Origin of the sequence: Rubinisphaera margarita (assembly GCF_022267515.1) — a bacterium.
In the GTDB taxonomy this organism is placed as follows: Bacteria; Planctomycetota; Planctomycetia; order Planctomycetales; family Planctomycetaceae; genus Rubinisphaera; species Rubinisphaera margarita.
The window spans coordinates 389,415-407,659 of sequence record NZ_JAKFGB010000009.1 but is presented as its reverse complement, the minus strand read 5'-3'; the positions used below and the strand labels follow the sequence as shown (position 1 = coordinate 407,659).

General features: G+C 58.2%; 13 protein-coding genes. 8 read left to right on the top strand and 5 right to left on the bottom strand.

Features of this window, described 5'->3' with window-relative positions; genetic code table 11:
- The first annotated feature begins 2 nt into the window (after positions 1-2).
- Positions 3-773 (top strand): phosphatase PAP2 family protein, encoded by a 771-nt coding sequence (locus L1A08_RS04965; RefSeq protein ID WP_238754873.1) that lies wholly within the window; start codon positions 3-5, stop codon positions 771-773.
- Between the two features lie 172 nt (positions 774-945).
- Here the strand turns inward: L1A08_RS04965 and L1A08_RS04960 are convergent, their stop codons facing one another.
- Positions 946-2,682: an Hsp70 family protein gene (locus L1A08_RS04960; protein WP_238754871.1), complete on the bottom strand. Its 1,737-nt coding sequence runs from the start codon at positions 2,680-2,682 to the stop codon at positions 946-948.
- Positions 2,683-2,972: 290 nt separating this feature from the next.
- Between L1A08_RS04960 and L1A08_RS04955 the strand changes: the two genes are divergently transcribed.
- The gene (locus tag L1A08_RS04955; RefSeq protein WP_238754869.1) at positions 2,973-4,385 is read left to right on the top strand and encodes a cytochrome ubiquinol oxidase subunit I; all 1,413 of its coding nucleotides are present in this window, start codon (positions 2,973-2,975) and stop codon (positions 4,383-4,385) included.
- Positions 4,385-5,401 (top strand): cytochrome d ubiquinol oxidase subunit II, encoded by a 1,017-nt coding sequence (gene cydB / locus L1A08_RS04950; protein WP_238754866.1) that lies wholly within the window; start codon positions 4,385-4,387, stop codon positions 5,399-5,401. The genes L1A08_RS04955 and cydB overlap by 1 nt, the downstream gene beginning before the upstream one ends.
- A gap of 156 nt (positions 5,402-5,557) precedes the next feature.
- Here the strand turns inward: cydB and L1A08_RS04945 are convergent, their stop codons facing one another.
- The 3 genes from L1A08_RS04945 to L1A08_RS04935 form a co-directional block, all read right to left on the bottom strand.
- Entirely contained in the window at positions 5,558-8,692 is a 3,135-nt protein-coding gene (locus L1A08_RS04945) for a hypothetical protein (RefSeq protein ID WP_238754864.1), read from the bottom strand.
- 52 nt (positions 8,693-8,744) lie between these two features.
- A complete protein-coding gene (locus L1A08_RS04940; protein WP_238754862.1) occupies positions 8,745-9,692 on the bottom strand; it encodes an ABC transporter ATP-binding protein in 948 nt (315 codons plus the stop codon).
- 70 nt (positions 9,693-9,762) lie between these two features.
- Positions 9,763-10,152 (bottom strand): GntR family transcriptional regulator, encoded by a 390-nt coding sequence (locus tag L1A08_RS04935; protein WP_238754860.1) that lies wholly within the window; start codon positions 10,150-10,152, stop codon positions 9,763-9,765.
- 318 nt (positions 10,153-10,470) lie between these two features.
- Here L1A08_RS04935 and L1A08_RS04930 point away from each other — a divergent pair, with 318 nt between their 5' ends.
- The 3 genes from L1A08_RS04930 (at position 10,471) to L1A08_RS04920 (ending at position 13,215) form a co-directional block, all read left to right on the top strand.
- Positions 10,471-11,328: a hypothetical protein gene (locus tag L1A08_RS04930; RefSeq protein WP_238754858.1), complete on the top strand. Its 858-nt coding sequence runs from the start codon at positions 10,471-10,473 to the stop codon at positions 11,326-11,328.
- 41 nt (positions 11,329-11,369) lie between these two features.
- Positions 11,370-11,720 carry a DUF4177 domain-containing protein gene (locus L1A08_RS04925; RefSeq protein ID WP_238754856.1) on the top strand — a complete coding sequence of 117 codons (351 nt, stop codon included), beginning with the start codon at positions 11,370-11,372 and terminating at the stop codon, positions 11,718-11,720.
- 214 nt (positions 11,721-11,934) lie between these two features.
- On the top strand, positions 11,935-13,215 hold the full coding sequence (locus L1A08_RS04920; protein WP_238754854.1) for an adenylosuccinate synthase: 1,281 nt from the start codon (positions 11,935-11,937) through the stop codon (positions 13,213-13,215).
- Positions 13,216-13,337: 122 nt separating this feature from the next.
- Here the strand turns inward: L1A08_RS04920 and L1A08_RS04915 are convergent, their stop codons facing one another.
- On the bottom strand, positions 13,338-14,195 hold the full coding sequence (locus tag L1A08_RS04915; protein ID WP_238754852.1) for a DUF1571 domain-containing protein: 858 nt from the start codon (positions 14,193-14,195) through the stop codon (positions 13,338-13,340).
- A 371-nt stretch (positions 14,196-14,566) separates the two neighbouring features.
- Here L1A08_RS04915 and L1A08_RS04910 point away from each other — a divergent pair, with 371 nt between their 5' ends.
- Complete coding sequence (locus L1A08_RS04910; protein ID WP_238754850.1) at positions 14,567-16,246, top strand: C2 family cysteine protease; 1,680 nt, start codon at positions 14,567-14,569, stop codon at positions 16,244-16,246.
- 283 nt (positions 16,247-16,529) lie between these two features.
- A complete protein-coding gene (locus tag L1A08_RS04905) occupies positions 16,530-18,101 on the top strand; it encodes a C2 family cysteine protease (RefSeq protein WP_238754848.1) in 1,572 nt (523 codons plus the stop codon).
- The last annotated feature ends 144 nt before the right edge of the window (positions 18,102-18,245 follow it).

The following is an 18,245-nucleotide window of genomic DNA, read 5'->3' as shown; positions in this document are numbered from 1 at the left end:
CCATGCTGCAGAGCTTCGTTCAGACCTACCGTAACGCCGGGCAGATTACTCGCCTGCGACTTCCGCTGGCGATCCCTCTCTGCACGCTGCTGCTGGGGACCGTGCTACTGGAGTGGAGTCGATGGGATCTGGAGATCTCGCGGTGGTTCTATGACGTTAATGCGAAAGAATGGCCGCTGGCCGATGTCGATCCGTGGCAGACGATTGATGAATGGTTCGTGTTCCCCGGCGTGGTTGTCGGTGTGATTGCCTTGTTCTGGGGACTGATTGCCTGTCTCCGCTGGCGCTGGGACGATCGCGCCCGAGCTGCGGTGGTGTTGACCTGGGTTTTGCTGATTGGTCCCGGACTGCTCGTGAATGGTTCGTTGAAACCGTTCTTCAGCCGCCCGCGTCCCCGGGAAGTGGTCGAACTGGGGGGCGTGAAAGCGTATCAACCCGCGTTCGGTTTCGGGGACAAAGTCCACTACAACTCGTCGTTTCCGTCCGGACATGCCTCGATTGGCTTTTATCTGATCACGCCCGCATTCCTGTGCCGCACCCGACGCTGGCGCTGGTCGCTGCTGACTGTGGGGCTCTGTTACGGCGGATTGATGAGCCTCTCCCGTATCGTTCAGGGCGGACATTATCTAAGCGACACGCTCTGGTCTCTCGGCATCGTGTATGCGGTCGGGTGGGCGGTATCGACATTTGTGACGGCGATTCAGATTCACCGCATCCGGCCACTGGCTGTAGAGACCACACCCATCGCCGAGCAAACGAGGCTCGCCGCCTGAGAGCAGGGCAGGCTTCCGCCTCCCGTGGGTGGGACGATTTCGGTTCGTCGATCAGCTCGGATCTTCGATCCGATGAATCGTAACCCGAAACGTTAGTAAGGGAATCGCGTTCCCCTGTGCCTGACGGATGCTTCGCGTTAAGAAGGGAGGCTCGTCGGCCGAGGTATGCATCTCACTCCGCGGAGCCCTCGCCGCTGTCGTGGGGGAAGCCGAGTTCGGAGAGGCGTTCCAGCAGGAAAGCTCGAACTTGCTGGAAGTAGGACGGGTCGCCGGAAGCCATGGCAATTTCGAAACTGTCGATAATCTCTTCAAACGCCTGCCGTTCCTGGGGCGAGATTTCCCCCAGGACCCGTTCGCTGAATCGCAGCAGCTGCTGATTCTCAACTTCGTCGCGCGGATAGAACTTGAGGTCCTGCAGTTTGCTGACCGCGTCCTCGATTTCCTTCTTGGAAAGATGCTGGGCGTGGTTGGTCAGCACGGTGCTGAATTTGCGACCGGTGCTGTCGACGAGGGCTTCGACTTCGAGCAGGCCGTTCAGATCGTAGGTGAAGCGAATCCGGATCGGCACGCCGGCGGGAGCGGGGGGGATGCCGGTGACGCGCAGTTCACCCAGAGACAGGTTCCCCTCGATTTTCCGATGCTCGCCCTGGTAGACCCGGATCACCACTTCCCGTTGATTGGCACGCACGGTGGAAACAATTTCTTCGGCCGATACGGGCAGGGTTGTGTTGCGATGGATGATCGGCAGAAAGAAGCCTTCGACATCGTGACCGCCAATGTGCTTGGTGATTTCAACGCCCAGCGTGAACGGACAGACGTCCGTCATCACGATGTCCTGCACCGCTTCATCGTTGGACAGCAGAGCCGCCTGAATAGCTGCGCCGAGGGCGACGACTTCGTCTGGATTGTGGGTGCAGAGTGGTTCCTGGTCGAAGATCTCCCGCACACACGTCTTGAGCACGGGCATGCGGGTTGCCCCGCCGACGAGGATGACGTCCTCGACCTGATCGGGGGAGAGTCCGGCATCGCGAAGGACACGGGCAATGGGGCGACGGACCCGCTCCAGCAACGGCTGGACAATCTCGGAGAAAAGAGCCGTCGTGATGGAAACGGTCCGCGGTGATTCGGCAAAGTGACCATCATCCTCCGGAATGCGAATGTCGATCTGTTCGACGTTGCCCAGTTGACGTTTGGCTCGTTCGCACTCATCCCGCAGTCGGGAGACCATCAGAGGCAGTCGAATCTCAGCTGACTCCAGATGCATCTGCATGGTCTGCAGCACGTGTCCGAGCAGACGATCGGTGAAGTCTTCTCCACCGAGTGTGCTCTCGCCGGCCGAAGCGATGATCTCGAGTGTCCCTTCAAAGACTTCCATCATTGTGACATCAAAAGTGCCGCCGCCGAGGTCGATGACGAGCAGATTCTTCTCGGCATCGCGATCGTGAAATCCATAGGCGAGCGCGGCTGCAGTCGGTTCGTTGATGATGCGGTTCACCCGCAGCCCGGCCAGTTCGCCGGCCAGTTTCGTGGCTCGTCGCTGCAGTTCATTGAAGTAAGCCGGCACGGTGATGACGGCATCGGTCACGTCTTCGCCGAGGTACGCTTCGGCATCCTGCTTGAGCGATTTCAGGACGAGGCTCGAGAGTTCAGCCGCGTTGAGCTGTTTACTGTGGAGCGAAACCGTTTCCTGCGTGCCCATCAGCCGCTTGAACCGGGAGGCGACGTGTTGAGGCCGGGTGACGCGAAGATCGCGAGCCGCGTCGCCGACGAGGAGTTCGCCGGAATCGAGCACGCCGACGATTGACGGGGTGAGGCTGCGACCATGACTGCTGGGAATAATGACCGGTTGCCCGTCCTGAAAAACGGCGCAAAGGGAATTCGTCGTACCCAGATCGATGCCGACAATCATGAAAGAAACTTACCTGCTCAGACGTAATAGAACGACAGTCCGCCGGGAATCCGGTCGAGAGCTGAATGTCCACTGAAGTAGAGGGATCGTTAGGAATCCGTTCCCCAACCAGCAGCGACGTCACTCAAATATGAAGAGTCAACAAAGGGACTGTCAACGATGGAAGGACATCGCGGGGAGGAACCGGTTCGCCAACACGGCCCCCGCGACAAAATGGCGGGTCGTACAAAGGCTCGGTCTCATTTAGAATACCCGAACGAATCCCGAGGTCTGACACATGGATAGCTTCGATGGACGTTCTTCTGCTGTCGCGATTGCAGTTCGCTTTCACGATCATGTTCCATTACCTGTTTCCTCCCCTCACCATCGGGCTGGGAGTGATTCTGGTTTACCTGGAAGGCATGTATCTGCGAACGAAGCAGCCTATCTTCGAGGAGGCGGCTCGCTTCTGGACCAAGATCTTCGGGCTCAATTTCGCACTCGGCGTCGTGACCGGCATTGTGATGGAATTCGAGTTCGGCACCAACTGGGCCGCTTATTCCCGCTACGTCGGCGATGTCTTCGGCTCCGCTCTGGCGGCTGAGGGGATCTTCGCTTTCTTTCTGGAGTCGGGATTTCTTTCGCTGCTCCTGTTCGGCTGGGATCGCGTCGGGCCGAAGATGCATTTCTTCGCCACGCTGATGGTCTGTCTCGGCGGAATTTTCTCGTCGGTCTGGATCACGATCGCCAACTCCTGGCAGCAGACGCCGACCGGTCATGAGATTCGCGAGGTTGTGATTAACGGTCAGACCTTTGAGCGAGCCGAGATCGTCGACTTCTGGGCGATGGTCTTTAATCCCTCGACAATCGACCGGCTGATTCACGTCTGGATCGGCGCGTTCATTCTCGGGGCGTTCTTCGTGATGAGCATCTCGGCCTGGTACATACTCAAAGGTCGGCATCTGGAGTTTGCGAAGCGATCCTTCACCGGGGCGCTGCTGCTGGCGACAGTCTCTTCTCTGGCCCAGCTGGTTTCGGGACATTCGAATGCCAATATGGTCGCCGAATATCAGCCGGCGAAACTGGCGGCGATGGAGGGGCTTTACGAGACGGAAGAGAGCACCGGGTTATATCTGTTCGGCTGGCCGGACGATGAAACCGAAACCGTGAAGTACGGCATCGAGATTCCCGGCATGCTCAGCTTTCTGGTTCACAACAACTTCAAGACGCCGGTCCCGGGATTCGATCAACTCGAAGATCAGTGGGGCCGCCCGCCCGTCTGGCTCACATTTCAGGCGTATCATCTGATGATCGCCATCGGCAGCCTGTTCATCGCCAGTACGCTGTTCGCCTGCCTGCTCTGGTATCGAGGCACATTGTTCGAAACCCGCTGGCTGCTGTGGTATTTTGTGTTCGCGGTCGCTCTGGCGTTCATCGCCAATGAAGCGGGCTGGGTCGCAGCTGAGGTCGGACGCCAGCCGTGGATTGTGGCCCCGAGTCTGATCGATGGCGAACTGGTCGGCGGACTCCGCACGAGTGAAGGACTTTCGGAAGCCGTGCGAGCCGAGCAGGTGCTGGGGTCGATTATCTTCTTCGGCTTCATTTACTTCCTGCTGTTCATTCTCTGGGTGACGCTGCTGCATCAGAAGATTTCGCACGGCCCGGAACTTTCCGACGACGAAGACCCGTACCACGATCGAGCCCACATTGAGAAGGCGGTCTGATGGATTGGAATCTGCTCTGGTTTTTCCTGCTCGGAATTCTGCTGGCCGGCTACGCGATTCTGGATGGCTTCGACTTTGGCGTCGGCATGCTGCATCCGGTGGCGAAGACCGATGAAGAACGTCGCATCCTCATCAATGCGATCGGGCCGCTGTGGGATGGCAATGAGGTCTGGCTCGTCACCTTCGGCGGCGCCTTGTTCGCGGCCTTTCCGGAAGCGTACGCCACGATCTTTTCCGGTTACTATGAAGCGTTGATGCTTGTGCTCGGCTGCCTGATTTTTCGGGCGATCTCGATCGAGTTTCGCAGCAAGCGTCCCGAACGCTGGTGGCGGTCGACCTGGGACACCGCATTCTTTCTGTCGAGCCTGATTGTCTCGTTCGGCTTCGGCCTCGCGGTCGGCAGCGCGATGATCGGGATTCCGCTCGACGAACGTGGTATCTTTCGGGGATCAATCACGGACCAGATCGGCCTCTATGGGCTGTTTGTCGGTTTACTCACGGTGGCCATGTTCCAGATGCACGGGGCCATCTTTCTCGTCTTCAAGACAAAGGACGATCTGCAGCAGCGACTGATCCGCTGGACCTGGCGAGGCTACTACGCTTTTCTCACGATGTTCGTTGTCGTGACCGTTGCGACCTGGCTGTGGATTCCCCGGGCGGTCGCCACCTTCGAGCATTTCCCGATCGGCTGGCTCGTTGTCGTGCTGATGTTCCTCGCCGTCGCCAACATCCCGCGAAGCCTCAATCATCAGTGGTACATGCAGGCGTTCTTCTCCTCCACCTGCACCGTCGCCGCCCTCGTGTTCCTGCTTGGCGTAGCCCTCTTTCCGAATATGGTGACCTCGTCGCCCCATCCGGAGAACAGCCTGACGATCTACAACGCGGCGTCCTCGCAATCGACGCTGAAGCTGATGAGCCTGATCGCACTGCTCGGCATGCCGTTCGTCATCGGCTACACCATCATGGTCTACCGCACCTTCCGCGGCCCGGTGAAACTCGACAAACACAGCTACTGAGGTTGGGCACCCTACGGGAGTCTACGGCAGTGGAGTTCGTGGTCCCCGCCGTTGAGACTTCTTAACCCGAAGCGTGAGCGAGGGCCGGTCCACGTGTGCGACGCCGATTCCCCTCGCTCACGCTTCGGGTTGGGATGCCCCGGGGCATCTGGTTGGTCAATCGTTCTCCGCCTCGTCTTCGTCGTCATCCGGGCGGCCGGTGCGGATTTCGTTCAGTGAGGGGAGCGGGCGGCTGCTGAAGCCTTCCTGGACTTTTTCGAGTTCCCGCTCGAACGGTCCGACTTCGATCGTTCCATCTGTTCGCTGCAGAAGCAGATCCCGATAGCGGAGGGGGCTGACGACGATGTAGCGATCCGGGGTCTCAGGAATCGGAGAAGCCACCAGTTCCAGGCCCTGATAGCCTCGGCTCCACAGGAGTGGAAACCGTGTGATCTCCTTACCATATCTCTGTTCGATGGTGCCGGCGAAGTTGGGGCCGAGGTACTCGAATGGCTCGGCCGTCCAGGGATCCAGCGGAAGAGCGTCCAGATAGTCCGGCACGAGCTCGATCAACGTGGCGGGATACGCCTCGTTCTCCTTCGCGTACGCCAGCAGCGCCAGTTCGGTCGTCAGGAACCGGTAGTCTCGGATCAGTTCGACATAGGATTGATAAAGGTTATTGCGACGATAAATGAGATCGTTGACGGCGAGTGTCGATTCGAACTCTCGTGTGACTTCGTACTCATCGACCTCCGGCGGCAGGGGGAGTGACCAGTTCCGTTCTTCAATCGCCGGCCAGAGCTGGTTCAGCGGAGCATCGACGCGGAGGAACTGGTCGATACGCTCGGCATCGGCGTTTCGTCCCCGCTGGGCGATATCGACCAGCCGCCGTGCTCGCTCGTATTCGGAAGGCAACAGGGTGATCCGTCCATACATGAGCTCGTGCACGAGTTGCTGGTATTGCTGGCTTCTGTAAATCTCGTTCGAGAGCTGAATAAACTTACTGAGGTAAAGCCAGAAATAGGTATCGTCATGCTCAAGCTCGTACAGAATTCCGCAGTAATCGAGCGTCAGCAGGTCAGCCAGCGGAGTGATCTCGTTCTGGCGATCCCTGGCTTCCTTCGCCAGTTCCCGCAATTCTTCCGCAGTCGACTCATGAGCGAGCTGGGCCAGGATCATGCTTTGGTGGAATCCGAGAAACTGAAAATTCGAAACCGGCGTGACATAATCCTGAAAGCGACTGAGGAACTGATGCCCGCGGTCGAGATTCCAGGCCAGGCGCAGCGTCTCCGCGATCGACAGGGTCGAAAAATAACGTTCCTCGCGATCCGGCCGATAGGTCGGACGCAACAGATCGATGATCTTCTCGACGGGCAAGCCGAAGGAGTTCTTCCATTCTTCGTACGGCGTGTGCTGTTGCGGATGCCAGATGTGGCTCAAATCAAGCTGCATCGGCTGGGCGGTGACGTACTGCCGCTGCATGAGAGCCGCGAGTTCCTGAAGCGGTTCGCGGGCCTCTTCCAGAAGCTGGCGTCGGTAACTCCAGTACAGATCGCGTTCTTTCAGCTGGAAGGTGCCTGAATGAGGGCTGACGTTCGCTCCGAGTTGGGCTCGAACGGCCTCTTTGACGATCCGATCGAGATCGTCGTGGTTCGGAAGTTCGTCGACAAGTTCCTCGTAGCGCTGCTGGTACTCGTCATCATGTTGATAGGGACCGCGGCTCAAACCTTCGGGGCCGATCTTAAGAGCCAGTTCGGGGTCGGGCGGAAGTTTGAACGCCGTTCTGGCCGGGATCTCGACCACGGTGACCATGCGATATGAAAAGAAGCCGATTAAAGCAATCACAACGGCGGCGGGCATCGGCAGATCGAACCGTCGCAGCCAGGTCCCCGGTTCATCAAGGTCACGAAGTGTATCGCTGGTCGCGCGGAGATTGTTGATCACAAGGGCAATCAGGATCGGCGTGAAGAAGACCCAGAGCGGGACGTAACTGACCTGGCTGAGATGCATCGGCACGTAGATCAGCAGCGCGAGAGCACAAGCCATTGCGACGGAGAAAACAATGACGACCTTCGGAAGTCGAATCGTCGCCCACTGACCGAGCAGGAACAGCGCCAGAGCGAAGACCCAGGGGTTGGAGGCATAGTCTTCTGTCGAGGGCACGAGAGACTCGATCACATTTTCAAGATGGCGATTCCCCCCCGCGGAGAAGTCGGGCAGAATCATCCAGGGGAGCAGGTAGAGGAACGTGAACAGTGGGAACGTGACCGTCAGCCAGATGGCCGTTTTCATGCTCCAGAACCCGACGGCCGAGCAGCCCCGGTTGTACCAGAAGCGGGCCCGTTCGGGCTGGCGATCCCGATAAGCCGACGCGATTCCCAGAATGAACGGAACCGCGACCCATGTCAGCGACGAACGCAGATCGCCGGCGTTGTGATAGTTGATGAGCGTGTCATAAAGAATCGCTCCCAGCGCCACGGCGAGCCAGATCCAGATGCTCTGCCGCACTTCGAGCCAGAGAAAGCGGCTCGCGAAGCGAGGGAACGGAGATAGGGTGTGCCCCAGTTCGAGCACCCGCGACTGCCGTTCGGTCGATGTCTCCGCCCAGTCCCACGAGAGCCGCTTTCCGGCGGTCCAGCGAGGAAGAGCCAGAGCGTTCGCAACGATCAGAACAAACAGGCAAATCCCATTGACGAGCATCGTCCTGGCAAGCTCGGTATCGGCACTCAGGAACGGACCACCTCGCATCGTTTCGGCGAGGAAAACAACACCGGTGACCATCACAATGACCGTTAAGACGAGTGTGCCGAGTACATTTCGAATCTGCGAGGAAATCAGACTGCCAAGCAGCATCGCTTGCACCGCGACTGTCAGAAACATTAGTGCCTGCGGCAGGTTGGGCTGGAATCCCGAAAGACGCCCCCCGTTGTCGGTGAAGAGCGTGCTGAAGAACAGGACGATGAGAGAGGCGATCGTCAGCGTCGCCCAGAGGACAATCAGAGCCGTGAACGCGGCCGAAAGTTTGGCCTGCCAGATCGTCGGGCGAGGGACGGCGAGCCGCCGCAGGAGCAGATCGGTGCGGTACTCGGTCTCGGACGCGAACATCGCCGCACCGGCGGCCAGCCCCAGCGCGACGGTCAGCAGGCCAATGATTTCGGCGGACCGCTGGTACGCTTCGTGGGGACTGGTGTCGAAGCCGATGCCGATAATCAGGATCGTACCGGCGACGAGCATCAGTCCTCCCAGACGCAGCAGGAGGTACCATTCTTTCCAGAACAGATGTCGAAACGCACGAAGGGATGCAGTGCTCATGATTGGATCTCGAAATCGAATCGACGGGAAGGGATCATGATCAGACAGTCGGTTACGGTGTTGTCGGTTGCGGCGTCTCCCGGGAGGAATCGCTTGCGGCCTTCTGGTCCACACGGGAGGACTTCAGCATCTGCAGCAGAATCTCTTCCAGGGAAGGATGCCGGAGTTCGTAGGTGAGGCCTTCGTACTCATCGAGCCGAAGCTTCAACTGCTCCGCGTCGGCATCGAGCATCAGCCATTGCTGCTGGTGTCCACTCGTTTCCCGATGGATGAGTCGACCGGGAATTCCATGCGGGTCAACCTGAGTGGCGCCCGAGCCGAGGATGATCTCGCAGGCCGAGGACTTCAGTTCATCGAGCCGGGCCTTCAGGATCAGTTTGCCTTTGATGAGGATCACGACGACATCGGCGACCCGTTCGACTTCACTCACCTGATGGCTGGCCAGCAGCACGCCGTGACCGCGGGCGGCGACATCGACCATGCTTTCGAGGAACTCGCGACGAATCAGCGGGTCGAGCCCCGAGGTCGGTTCATCGAGAATCAGCAGATGTGGTTCGTGAGCCAGCGACAGGGAAAGGGAGACTTTGGCCTGCATCCCTTTCGAGAGCGTGCGGATCTTCTTCTTGAGCGGGACATCGAACTTCGTGATCTGAGCACGATACTGCTCGTGATATCCCGAAGCGTAGAACCCAGAGGCGAACCAGCCGAGTTCATCGACCGTCATCCAGTCGTAGAAGGCGGGACGATCGGGGACGAAGCCGACCTGCTGGCGAATCTCGAGGGACTGCCGGCTGCTGTCCATTCCGAGCACGCGAGCCTGACCGGAATCGGGTTTGAGGGAGCCGAGCAGAATGTTGATGGCCGTAGTCTTGCCGGCGCCATTGTCGCCCAGCAACGCCACAACCTCGCCGGAATGACCGGCAAAGCTGACATGGTCCAGAGCGTGCACATTGCGAAACGATTTGGTGACATCATTCAGACAGAAGATGGGTTCGCTCATGATGAGACATCCTGACGGGCGCTGACGGACTGTGACGCCCACTGGTCAAAGCCAGTGGCACACGAATGGATCACTGCGGGTTCTTCCAGAGCCGATTCATCTCGCGTTCGATGAACCGGTTCACATCATCACGTGAAATCTGACTGGCCTTGGCTTCCTGCAGAACGGACGCGATCCGTTCCTGGATGAGTCGTTTGCGTTCCTTCTGACAGAGCTGCGTGGCATCGGTTGCGATCTGCATGCCGGTGCCGCGAACGGACTCAATGATTCCTTCCCGCTGGAGCTCGCCGTAGGAGCGGGCAACGGTATTCGGGTTCACGGCCATCTTCTGAGCCATCTCTCGCACCGACGGAAGCAGTTCGCCGGGAAGATAGGCCTTGTCGGCAATGGCGAATTTCACCTGCCGACAAACCTGCTCGAAGATCGGGATGCCATTCTGAGGGTCGATGACGGGAAACATGACTGGCGAATCCTGCGATTGAGTGTACTAGTTCTCTAGTACGGTACGGCGGCTGGCGAAAGTTGTCAATCACATTCTTTAAAAAATCCTGAAACCGCGTGTTGGGGGCCGGGGCGATCGCGTCGTAAGTTTGCCATTTCCTCAACTGGACAAATCAGTAGGCTGACATGCGTTAAGGGAGCGATTATTATGGGGATCGCTGTTAGATGGCAGCCGGTTCTCGGCTGCAACCAACTCCGGGCCCACTTCCTCTGGTGTGGAAAGAAGTCACCGATGGCGCTCAAGACCAGGTGTACTCACTGCGGAGCCTCTTTTGCGATGAAGAATCGTGATAAAGAAGGGGCGAAGATTCGCTGCAGGAAATGCGGTGAACCATTTGTCGTTCAGATTGAAGAGGCGAAAGAGAAGAAACGCAAAGCATCCCGGCCAGCCTCGACCAAAGAGTTCGCGGAATTGCCAGCCAAGGTGATTGGTGCGAACGCAGTCACAAAGAAGCAGTCCGCCGCGGAGGAATCGGAGGCTTCGGCCAATAAACCGTTCATTATTGTCGGCGGAATCGTGTTCTTTATCGCCGCCTGGACCGGCATTATTTACGGGCTGAGTCTGCTCGACGTCAAAACGGAAACCGGGCCGACGGAAGTTCAACAGGTCGATCTTCCTCTGAAGTTCGGCACCTCGGAGCAGAAGAATTTCGCGGTGCAGTACCCGAGTGAATGGTCCTTCGAAACCGGCGGCGGGACGGGCGGTTCACCAGAGTGGATTCGGGTCCAGGGCGACGATATCTCAGTCAATATCCGGACGAATCTGCGCGCCTCCGCTCTTGGAGACATCACCTCGGGGGGAGGAACGATTCAGGATGAGGAGATGCCTGAAGAGCTGGAGCCGATCGCCCAAGTTCACGAGATGATGAAAGCGGACCTCGTTTCCGAGATGGAATCCTACGAGGAGGAAGCGCCTGAGAAAGTCGAGGCTCGGGCAGGAAACTCCCGCATCTCACGTTTTATCGGGAACCGTGGTTTCGTGGGTGGTGGGATGGCCTATGGCTTTCGCGCGACTGTGCCCCGAGGCAACGATAAACTGAAAGTCACCGCAGTCTGTGAGTCTGAAAAGGTCTTTGAAGCCCACGAGCAGCTGCTTCGCAAAATCATCCTCAGCATCGGCAGTCCGCCGAGTTGATGCAGGGGACTTCTCAATTGCGGCGGGCTGGAGAAGCTCTTATGAGCCGTTCACTCGCATTCGCTGTTGCGCTGTTCGTCGGTTGGTCTCTTCACATGGCGATGGCCGACCCGGGCGGCGAGCCTCAGGCGGAGTCCATGGCTGCGCCGGAGTACCGTGTCATGTCGCTGATTGACATGTTCAAGGAAGACGAGGTCGCCCGGAAGAAGATTGGTGAAATGATGTTCCAGGTTCGCAAGTCGAGCGACTCGCCCAGAGTCACCCGGACCGATCTGGATGTCGCCGATTATCAGCGGGCACTCGATCGGCTGGCGAAGGAGGGCTGGCGGCTGGTGACGGTGAATAAGTCGAACTACTGGGTTTTTATGCGGGAAAATCGAGCCGCGGATTGACTGGCCGGCTCAGGCTGTCGGTCGATGGGAGCGAAAATAGCCCTGAAATCGAGGGATATCCGGGGCAATCGTCCGGAATCGGGACGGCTCCCCGATTCGACGGACCGCACGCTGGAGTCTGCCGGAAGGGGTGGCTACACTGGTGCGTGGGAAACGTCGGATGCTTTCCGGCGTTTTGTTTTTTGCGCGTCTAGATATCAACCGGAAGAGTCTCGTGTCTGCAACAGCGGTCGTAGGGTTACAATGGGGCGATGAAGCCAAGGGAAAAATTGTCGATCTTCTGACTGATCAGCACGAGATTGTCGTGCGGTATCTGGGCGGGAACAACGCCGGGCATACCGTCAAGTTTGATGGCAAAACGTTTAAACTTTCGCTCCTTCCGGCCGGTGTGCTTCGTCCCGGCGTGACATCGGTCATCGCCACGGGCGTGGTGATCAATCCGGAAGCCTTGCTGAACGAAATCGCCGGAGTCGAATCTCAGGGCGTGTCGATCGGCGAGGATCTGCTGATCAGCGATCGAGCTCATGTGATCTTCCCGTATCACATGGCCGAGGAAGCGATCTACGAAAAGCAGAGCGGCTCTTCGGCTATCGGCACCACGATGCGGGGCATCGGCTTCTGCTATCGCGAAAAAGCCGGCCGGAGCCACGCGATCCGAGTGGGCGAGCTGATTCGGCCCGATGTGCTTCGCAGCAAGCTGCCGGAAATCATTGAGTTCAAGAACCGATTGCTCACGGCTCTCGATCCGGAACATACTCCGTTCAAAGCGGACGAAGTGATCGAGAAGTATCTCCATCTCGGTGAAAAACTGAAGCCGCATATCACTGATACCACCGCGTACCTGCACCGTCAGTTGAAGGCGGGACGTCGTCTTCTGTTCGAAGGCGCTCAGGGAAGCCTGCTCGATCTCGATCATGGTACGTTCCCGTTCGTGACGTCCTCCAACAGTTCCGGAGCAGGCATTCACTCCGGTTCCGGTGTGCCGGAACGTCATATCTCCCGGATGATCGGGATCGTGAAAGCCTACACCACTCGCGTGGGTGGCGGACCCTGTCCGACGGAACTGCTCGACGAAGTCGGACAGCATATTCGCGATGAAGGAAACGAGTACGGGACGGTCACTGGTCGACCACGACGCTGCGGCTGGCTCGATGCCGTGGCGACTCGCTACGGGGCCAACGTGAGTGGAGTCGACTGCCTGGCAGTGATGTTGCTCGACGTCTTGAGCAAACTGCCGGAACTCAAGATCTGCGAAGCCTACGAAATCAACGGTCAGCGGGTCGAAGACTTCCCGAGCCAGATTGATGATCTGGCAGCCGCCAAGCCGATCTATCGGACACTGAAGGGCTGGCAAACTGATATCTGCGGCGTGCGGAAAATGGCCGACCTGCCTGCTGAAGCTCTCGAGTATGTGAAGGTCGTCTCGGATCTGGTGGGCGTGCCCGTCCAGATCGTGTCGGTCGGACCGGACCGCGCTCAGACAATTCTCGAGTAGACCGGCTTGCTGCGTGTGCCGCTCAGCGCAAAATGAAAGCCTGCTGGTTGGGACAGCAGGCTTCCGTCGGGAGATTTCCATCTCCGTCAGTAGTCTCGACTGGCTGACCAGTCGTCCAACGACTATTCCTCGTCCATAGCGAGCGAATATTCGGGATTGTTGGCGTCGAACTCTTCTTCGCCAGGGCACTTATCGAGTGTCAGGTCGCTATAGACATACTTCTCGGCGATTCCCGCCGGCTCCCCCTTGTAGTCCCACTCGCAGATAATCACGCTCTGCAGAAGTTTCGTTTCCGCATCGAACTGATATTCACAGGTCGAGTAGGGCGATTCCTGCGGTGAGGGGAAAGCGATATTGAAGACGATCATGGGACGACCGTTGATCTGATTAATGGTGTGACCACACGTCATCGTTTCCGTGCGATGTTCGTCGTAGAAGGCGGTCACTCGCTCGTTCATCTTCTTGATCCCGAGTTCAGTCACCGGATAGCGGTTGTTCTGCATTGCCTTCCGGCTGTCCGGCTCCAGCTTCCAGACCCCTTTCAAAGCGGCAAACCCCTGCGTCGCACGAGCGAGCACGCAGTTGTCGTGCTTCCCTTCGACATACAACGCTTCCTGACCATCGGCTTCCCACTTCAGATAGACACTGAAGGGTTCGTGTCGAATCTTCACGAGCATCTGCTCTTCTTCCTGAAGTTCGCCATCGATTCGAACCTGCTTGGTGAGCATGCCACAGTAGCCGTCCATTTGATCGAGCGTCTGCTGCGATTCATCGAGCAGCGTCCGGAACAACTCGTAGGAGTTCGCGGGATTCCGGGGATCCGGTTGGATCGTGACTTCCTTGCCCGGAATGATTCGCGCCTCAGCCAGTTGAAGCGGCTGATCGGGTTGCCGTTCCTGCCCCTGTGCTGACGTCAGCCCGAGAATTGGCAATACCAAAAGTTGTGCGGCCCAGAATGTCAAATTCGCCCGAATCTTCATGGCTGTTTCTCCCTCACTTCTTGATCCCTCGCGTCGGAAAAGATCTCGCAAACCGCGCGCCAATCGCCCGGGTGCCAATCTAAGCAACGCGCAAGTTGTTTCCAGCAGAACAGTTACCATCGGAAAAATCGTTCGGTCGGGCCGTTCCATGTGACGGCAACGGCCGAACGCAAATCAGCCAGTCATCGGTCGGGCCAACCAGTTGACCGCACGTGATCGTGAAGACGCTCGGGGGAAACCCTCAAGATATCTCGGGGATTATCCGGAATGATCGGAAGAACGATGTCACGGCTGCGTTCCTGTTCCCGCTTGCAAAGCATCCAAATTCATTCCCCACAGGAGACTCACTCTCACCACAAAGGGCCAAAGACATGACTTCGATCTTCAAGAAGGTAAGCCGTTCCCTGCAAACTCTGTTCATCAAGCCCGCCCGGCGACGCTTGAAGACCTACCACGGTCAGGGAGAAACGCTCGAAACCCGTCAGCTGCTGTCGGTCTCCAAGCTCTGGATGAGTGGGTCAACGCTGGTGGTCAAAGCCAATGACTCCGCGACCCATGTTAAGGTGCGACAGAACGGCTCCAAGGTTCAGATTGAAGATGTCACCACCCGTCGAAAGTGGAATGTCTCCAAGAGCAAAGTGAGCACCGTCGAGTTTCAGGGAGGCAGCGGGAACGACCGTTTCGTGAACTACTACCGCTATCTGCCCGTGCGTGCCTTCGGAAATGCGGGGCACGATTATCTGGAAGGCTACCACGGAGCCGACTACCTCAACGGCGGAACCGGGAACGATACGCTCAAAGGCTACGGCGGAAACGATCGCCTGAATGGGAGCTACGGGAACGACCTCATCAAAGGGGGCTCCGGGAACGACACCGTCTGGGGAGGGAGCGGCAACGATCGGATCGATGGCGAGTCGGGACACGATAAGCTGATCGGTCAGAACGGCAACGACATCCTTGAAGGGGGAAGTGGTAACGACACCATCTGGGGCGGAAACGGCCACGACACCCTGCTCGGCGAATCGGGCCACGACAAACTGATCGGCCAGTCGGGTAATGACCACATCAACGGAGGAAGTGGAACCGACAGGATGTGGGGTGGCTCCGGCAACGATATTCTCATTGCCATCGATAACGGAGTGCTCGACTACGTTCAGAGTGACTCCGGCCGCGATGCCGTCTGGGTCGATCGCAACGGACGCAGTTCCGACCGGATGTATGGCAACACCACCAGCGATGCCGTGCAGAAAGTCAGCTACTTCTCCAACAGTGCCGATCGGACTCTGAATGGAGACAATATCTCCGATCCCAAAGTCGCCAACAGCGGCGAGACTTACCGCCGCTTCTCCAATAATCCGCTGTACTCGACCCGGGGACCCCGCGTGACTGATATTCGGCAGGGGAGCATCGGGAACTGCTACTTCCTGGCCGGGCTGGGAGCGATTGCGATCGATAACCCGACCGCTCTGCGGCAGAACATTGTCGATTTCAACGATGGCACCTATGGCGTTCGTTACGGGAACCGCTTCTACCGGGTTGATAACCAGTTGGTCGTGAAGTCGGGCCGGACGACCCCCGCTTATGCCAAACTGGGGCTGCAGGGCAGCATGTGGGTCGCCATTGCCGAGAAGGCCTGGGCCCATTACCGGAAAGGCCAGAACAGCTTCGCCAGTACCGAAGGCGGCTGGTCGGTGGAGGTCAACCGGGCCTTCCGCACGCGATCAGCTGCAGACCGCAGCTTCCGCGGGTTCAGTAATTCCCGGTCACTGGGGAACTACATTGGCTCGCTCTGGAGTCGATCCCAGGCGGTGACGGTCGGCTTCAGCGCCAACTCCACGAAGTCGACTTCGGGCACGATCGTGCTGGGGCACCAGTATACGGTGACCGGCGTCCGCCGAAATTCGGCCGGAACGGTCATCCAGATCACCCTCCGCAACCCCTGGGGGGTGGATGGGGCGTCCGGATACGGCAACAGGAACGACGGCTACATCAAGGTTACCCCGGCTCAGTTGTTCCGACTGGCCGGACGGGTGAATGGCGGACGAGTCTGAGCCGGACTCGTTCGACTGCCGGCGGGCCGAGTCGATCACTGGATCAATCGTGTGCCACAACGTATTCCTGCTCAAGGGGATGCGAATCCAGCGATCGCCGGCCGCGGCTTACGTCTTGAGTCCGCGACGTCAGCCGTCATCACAGGGCTGAGTTGAGCGGAGAGTCTCCGAAAAAAATCTTTTCGGAATTTGTGGAATACAGATGTCACTGCTGCGTTGTCTATGACGCTCCATGATTATCGCAACCACTTTCACACTCTCCAATAAGACAAGGGCCACGGAAATGAAGTCGATCTTTACGAGGATTAACCGCTCGCTTTCCACGATGTTTTCGCAGCCGGCTCGTCGCCGAACCAAAATGTATCACAGCCAGGGGGAAGCTCTGGAAACTCGCGAACTGCTTTCGGTCTCCAAACTGTGGATGAGCGGTTCAATGCTGGTCGTCAAAACCGATAACGCTTCGACCCACGTCAAGGTTCGTCAGGTTGGCTCCAGCGTGCAGGTCGAAGACGTTGGTTCCAGCAAGAAGTGGAACTACTCAAACACCCAGGTGAAGTCGGTCGAATTCCAGGGAGGCAATGGGAACGATCGCTTTGTGAATTACTACCGCACGTTGCCCGTCCGAGCCTTCGGTAATGCCGGCAACGATTACCTCGAAGGTTACGACGGAGCCGACTACCTGAATGGCGGAAGTGGAAATGACACCCTGAAGGGATTCGGAGGCAATGACCGGCTCAGTGGAGGATCTGACAACGACACTATCGACGGCGGCAGCGGGAACGATATCGCCTGGGGTGGAACCGGAAACGATGTGCTGCTCGGGGGCTCGGGAGATGATCAACTCATCGGAGAAGACGGCAACGACCACCTCAACGGCGGTAGCGGAGCCGACAAGATGTGGGGCGGAGCCGGCGATGACATCCTGATCGCAATCGACAACGGGGTTCTCGACTATATCCAGAGCGATTCGGGTCGCGACGCGATCTGGGTCGACAGAACCGGCTCAAGCACCGACCGGATGTACGGCAACAGCAGCAGCGATACCGTCCAGCAGGTCGGCAGCTTCGCCAATGGAGCCGACCGTACGTTGAACGGCGATACCATCACTCCGCCGAAGGTGCTGAAGAGCGGGCAAACCCACACAGCATTCCGCGATCGGCCTTTGTTCTCGACCTCCGGTCCAACCGTGAAGGACATCGATCAGGGGGGACTGGGCGACTGTTACTTCCTGGCGGGACTGGGAGCGATTGCGATCGACAGTCCGACAGCTCTGAAGCATAACATTGTTGACTTTAACGACGGAACCTACGGCGTCCGCTATGGCAACAGCTTCTACCGGGTCGACAATCGTCTGGCGGTCGATTCCGGTTCCTCGACTCCAGCTTACGCCGGGCTCGGGGCTCAGGGCAGCATGTGGGTCGCGGTCGCCGAGAAGGCCTGGGCTCACTACCGCACGGGACAGAACAGTTACGCCTCCATTGAAAGTGGCTGGTCGGTCGAAGTGAACCGGGCATTCCGAACAAGTTCGGCCGTCGATCGGAAAATCAGCAGCTTCTCCAATGCGAAATCCTTCGGGAATTACGTCGGCACACTCTGGAACGGATCTCAGGCTGTCACGATTGGATTCGAAGGCGACAGCAAGAAGGAGACTTCCGGTAAGCTGATCCTCGGTCATCAGTACACGGTCACCGGAGTTCAGCGTGACTCAGCCGGGAATGTGACGTTGATCACCCTTTACAACCCGTGGGGAACGGACGGAGCAGCAGCCGAAGGAAATAAAACCGATGGCTTTGTCACCGTAACTCCCGCTGACCTGTTCAAGCTCGCCGGCCGTGTGAATGCAGGACGCGTTTAACGGGTTTGCGTAAGACCGAAAACGGAATGAAGTGCGGGCCGAACACCGGGCGGGCAGGAATGCCGGTCCGGTGTTCTTCATTTCAGGGGTTCACCGAAAGCCCGTTGGACACCGGTCGCGTTCGAAGAAGACCTCGCGAGTCGC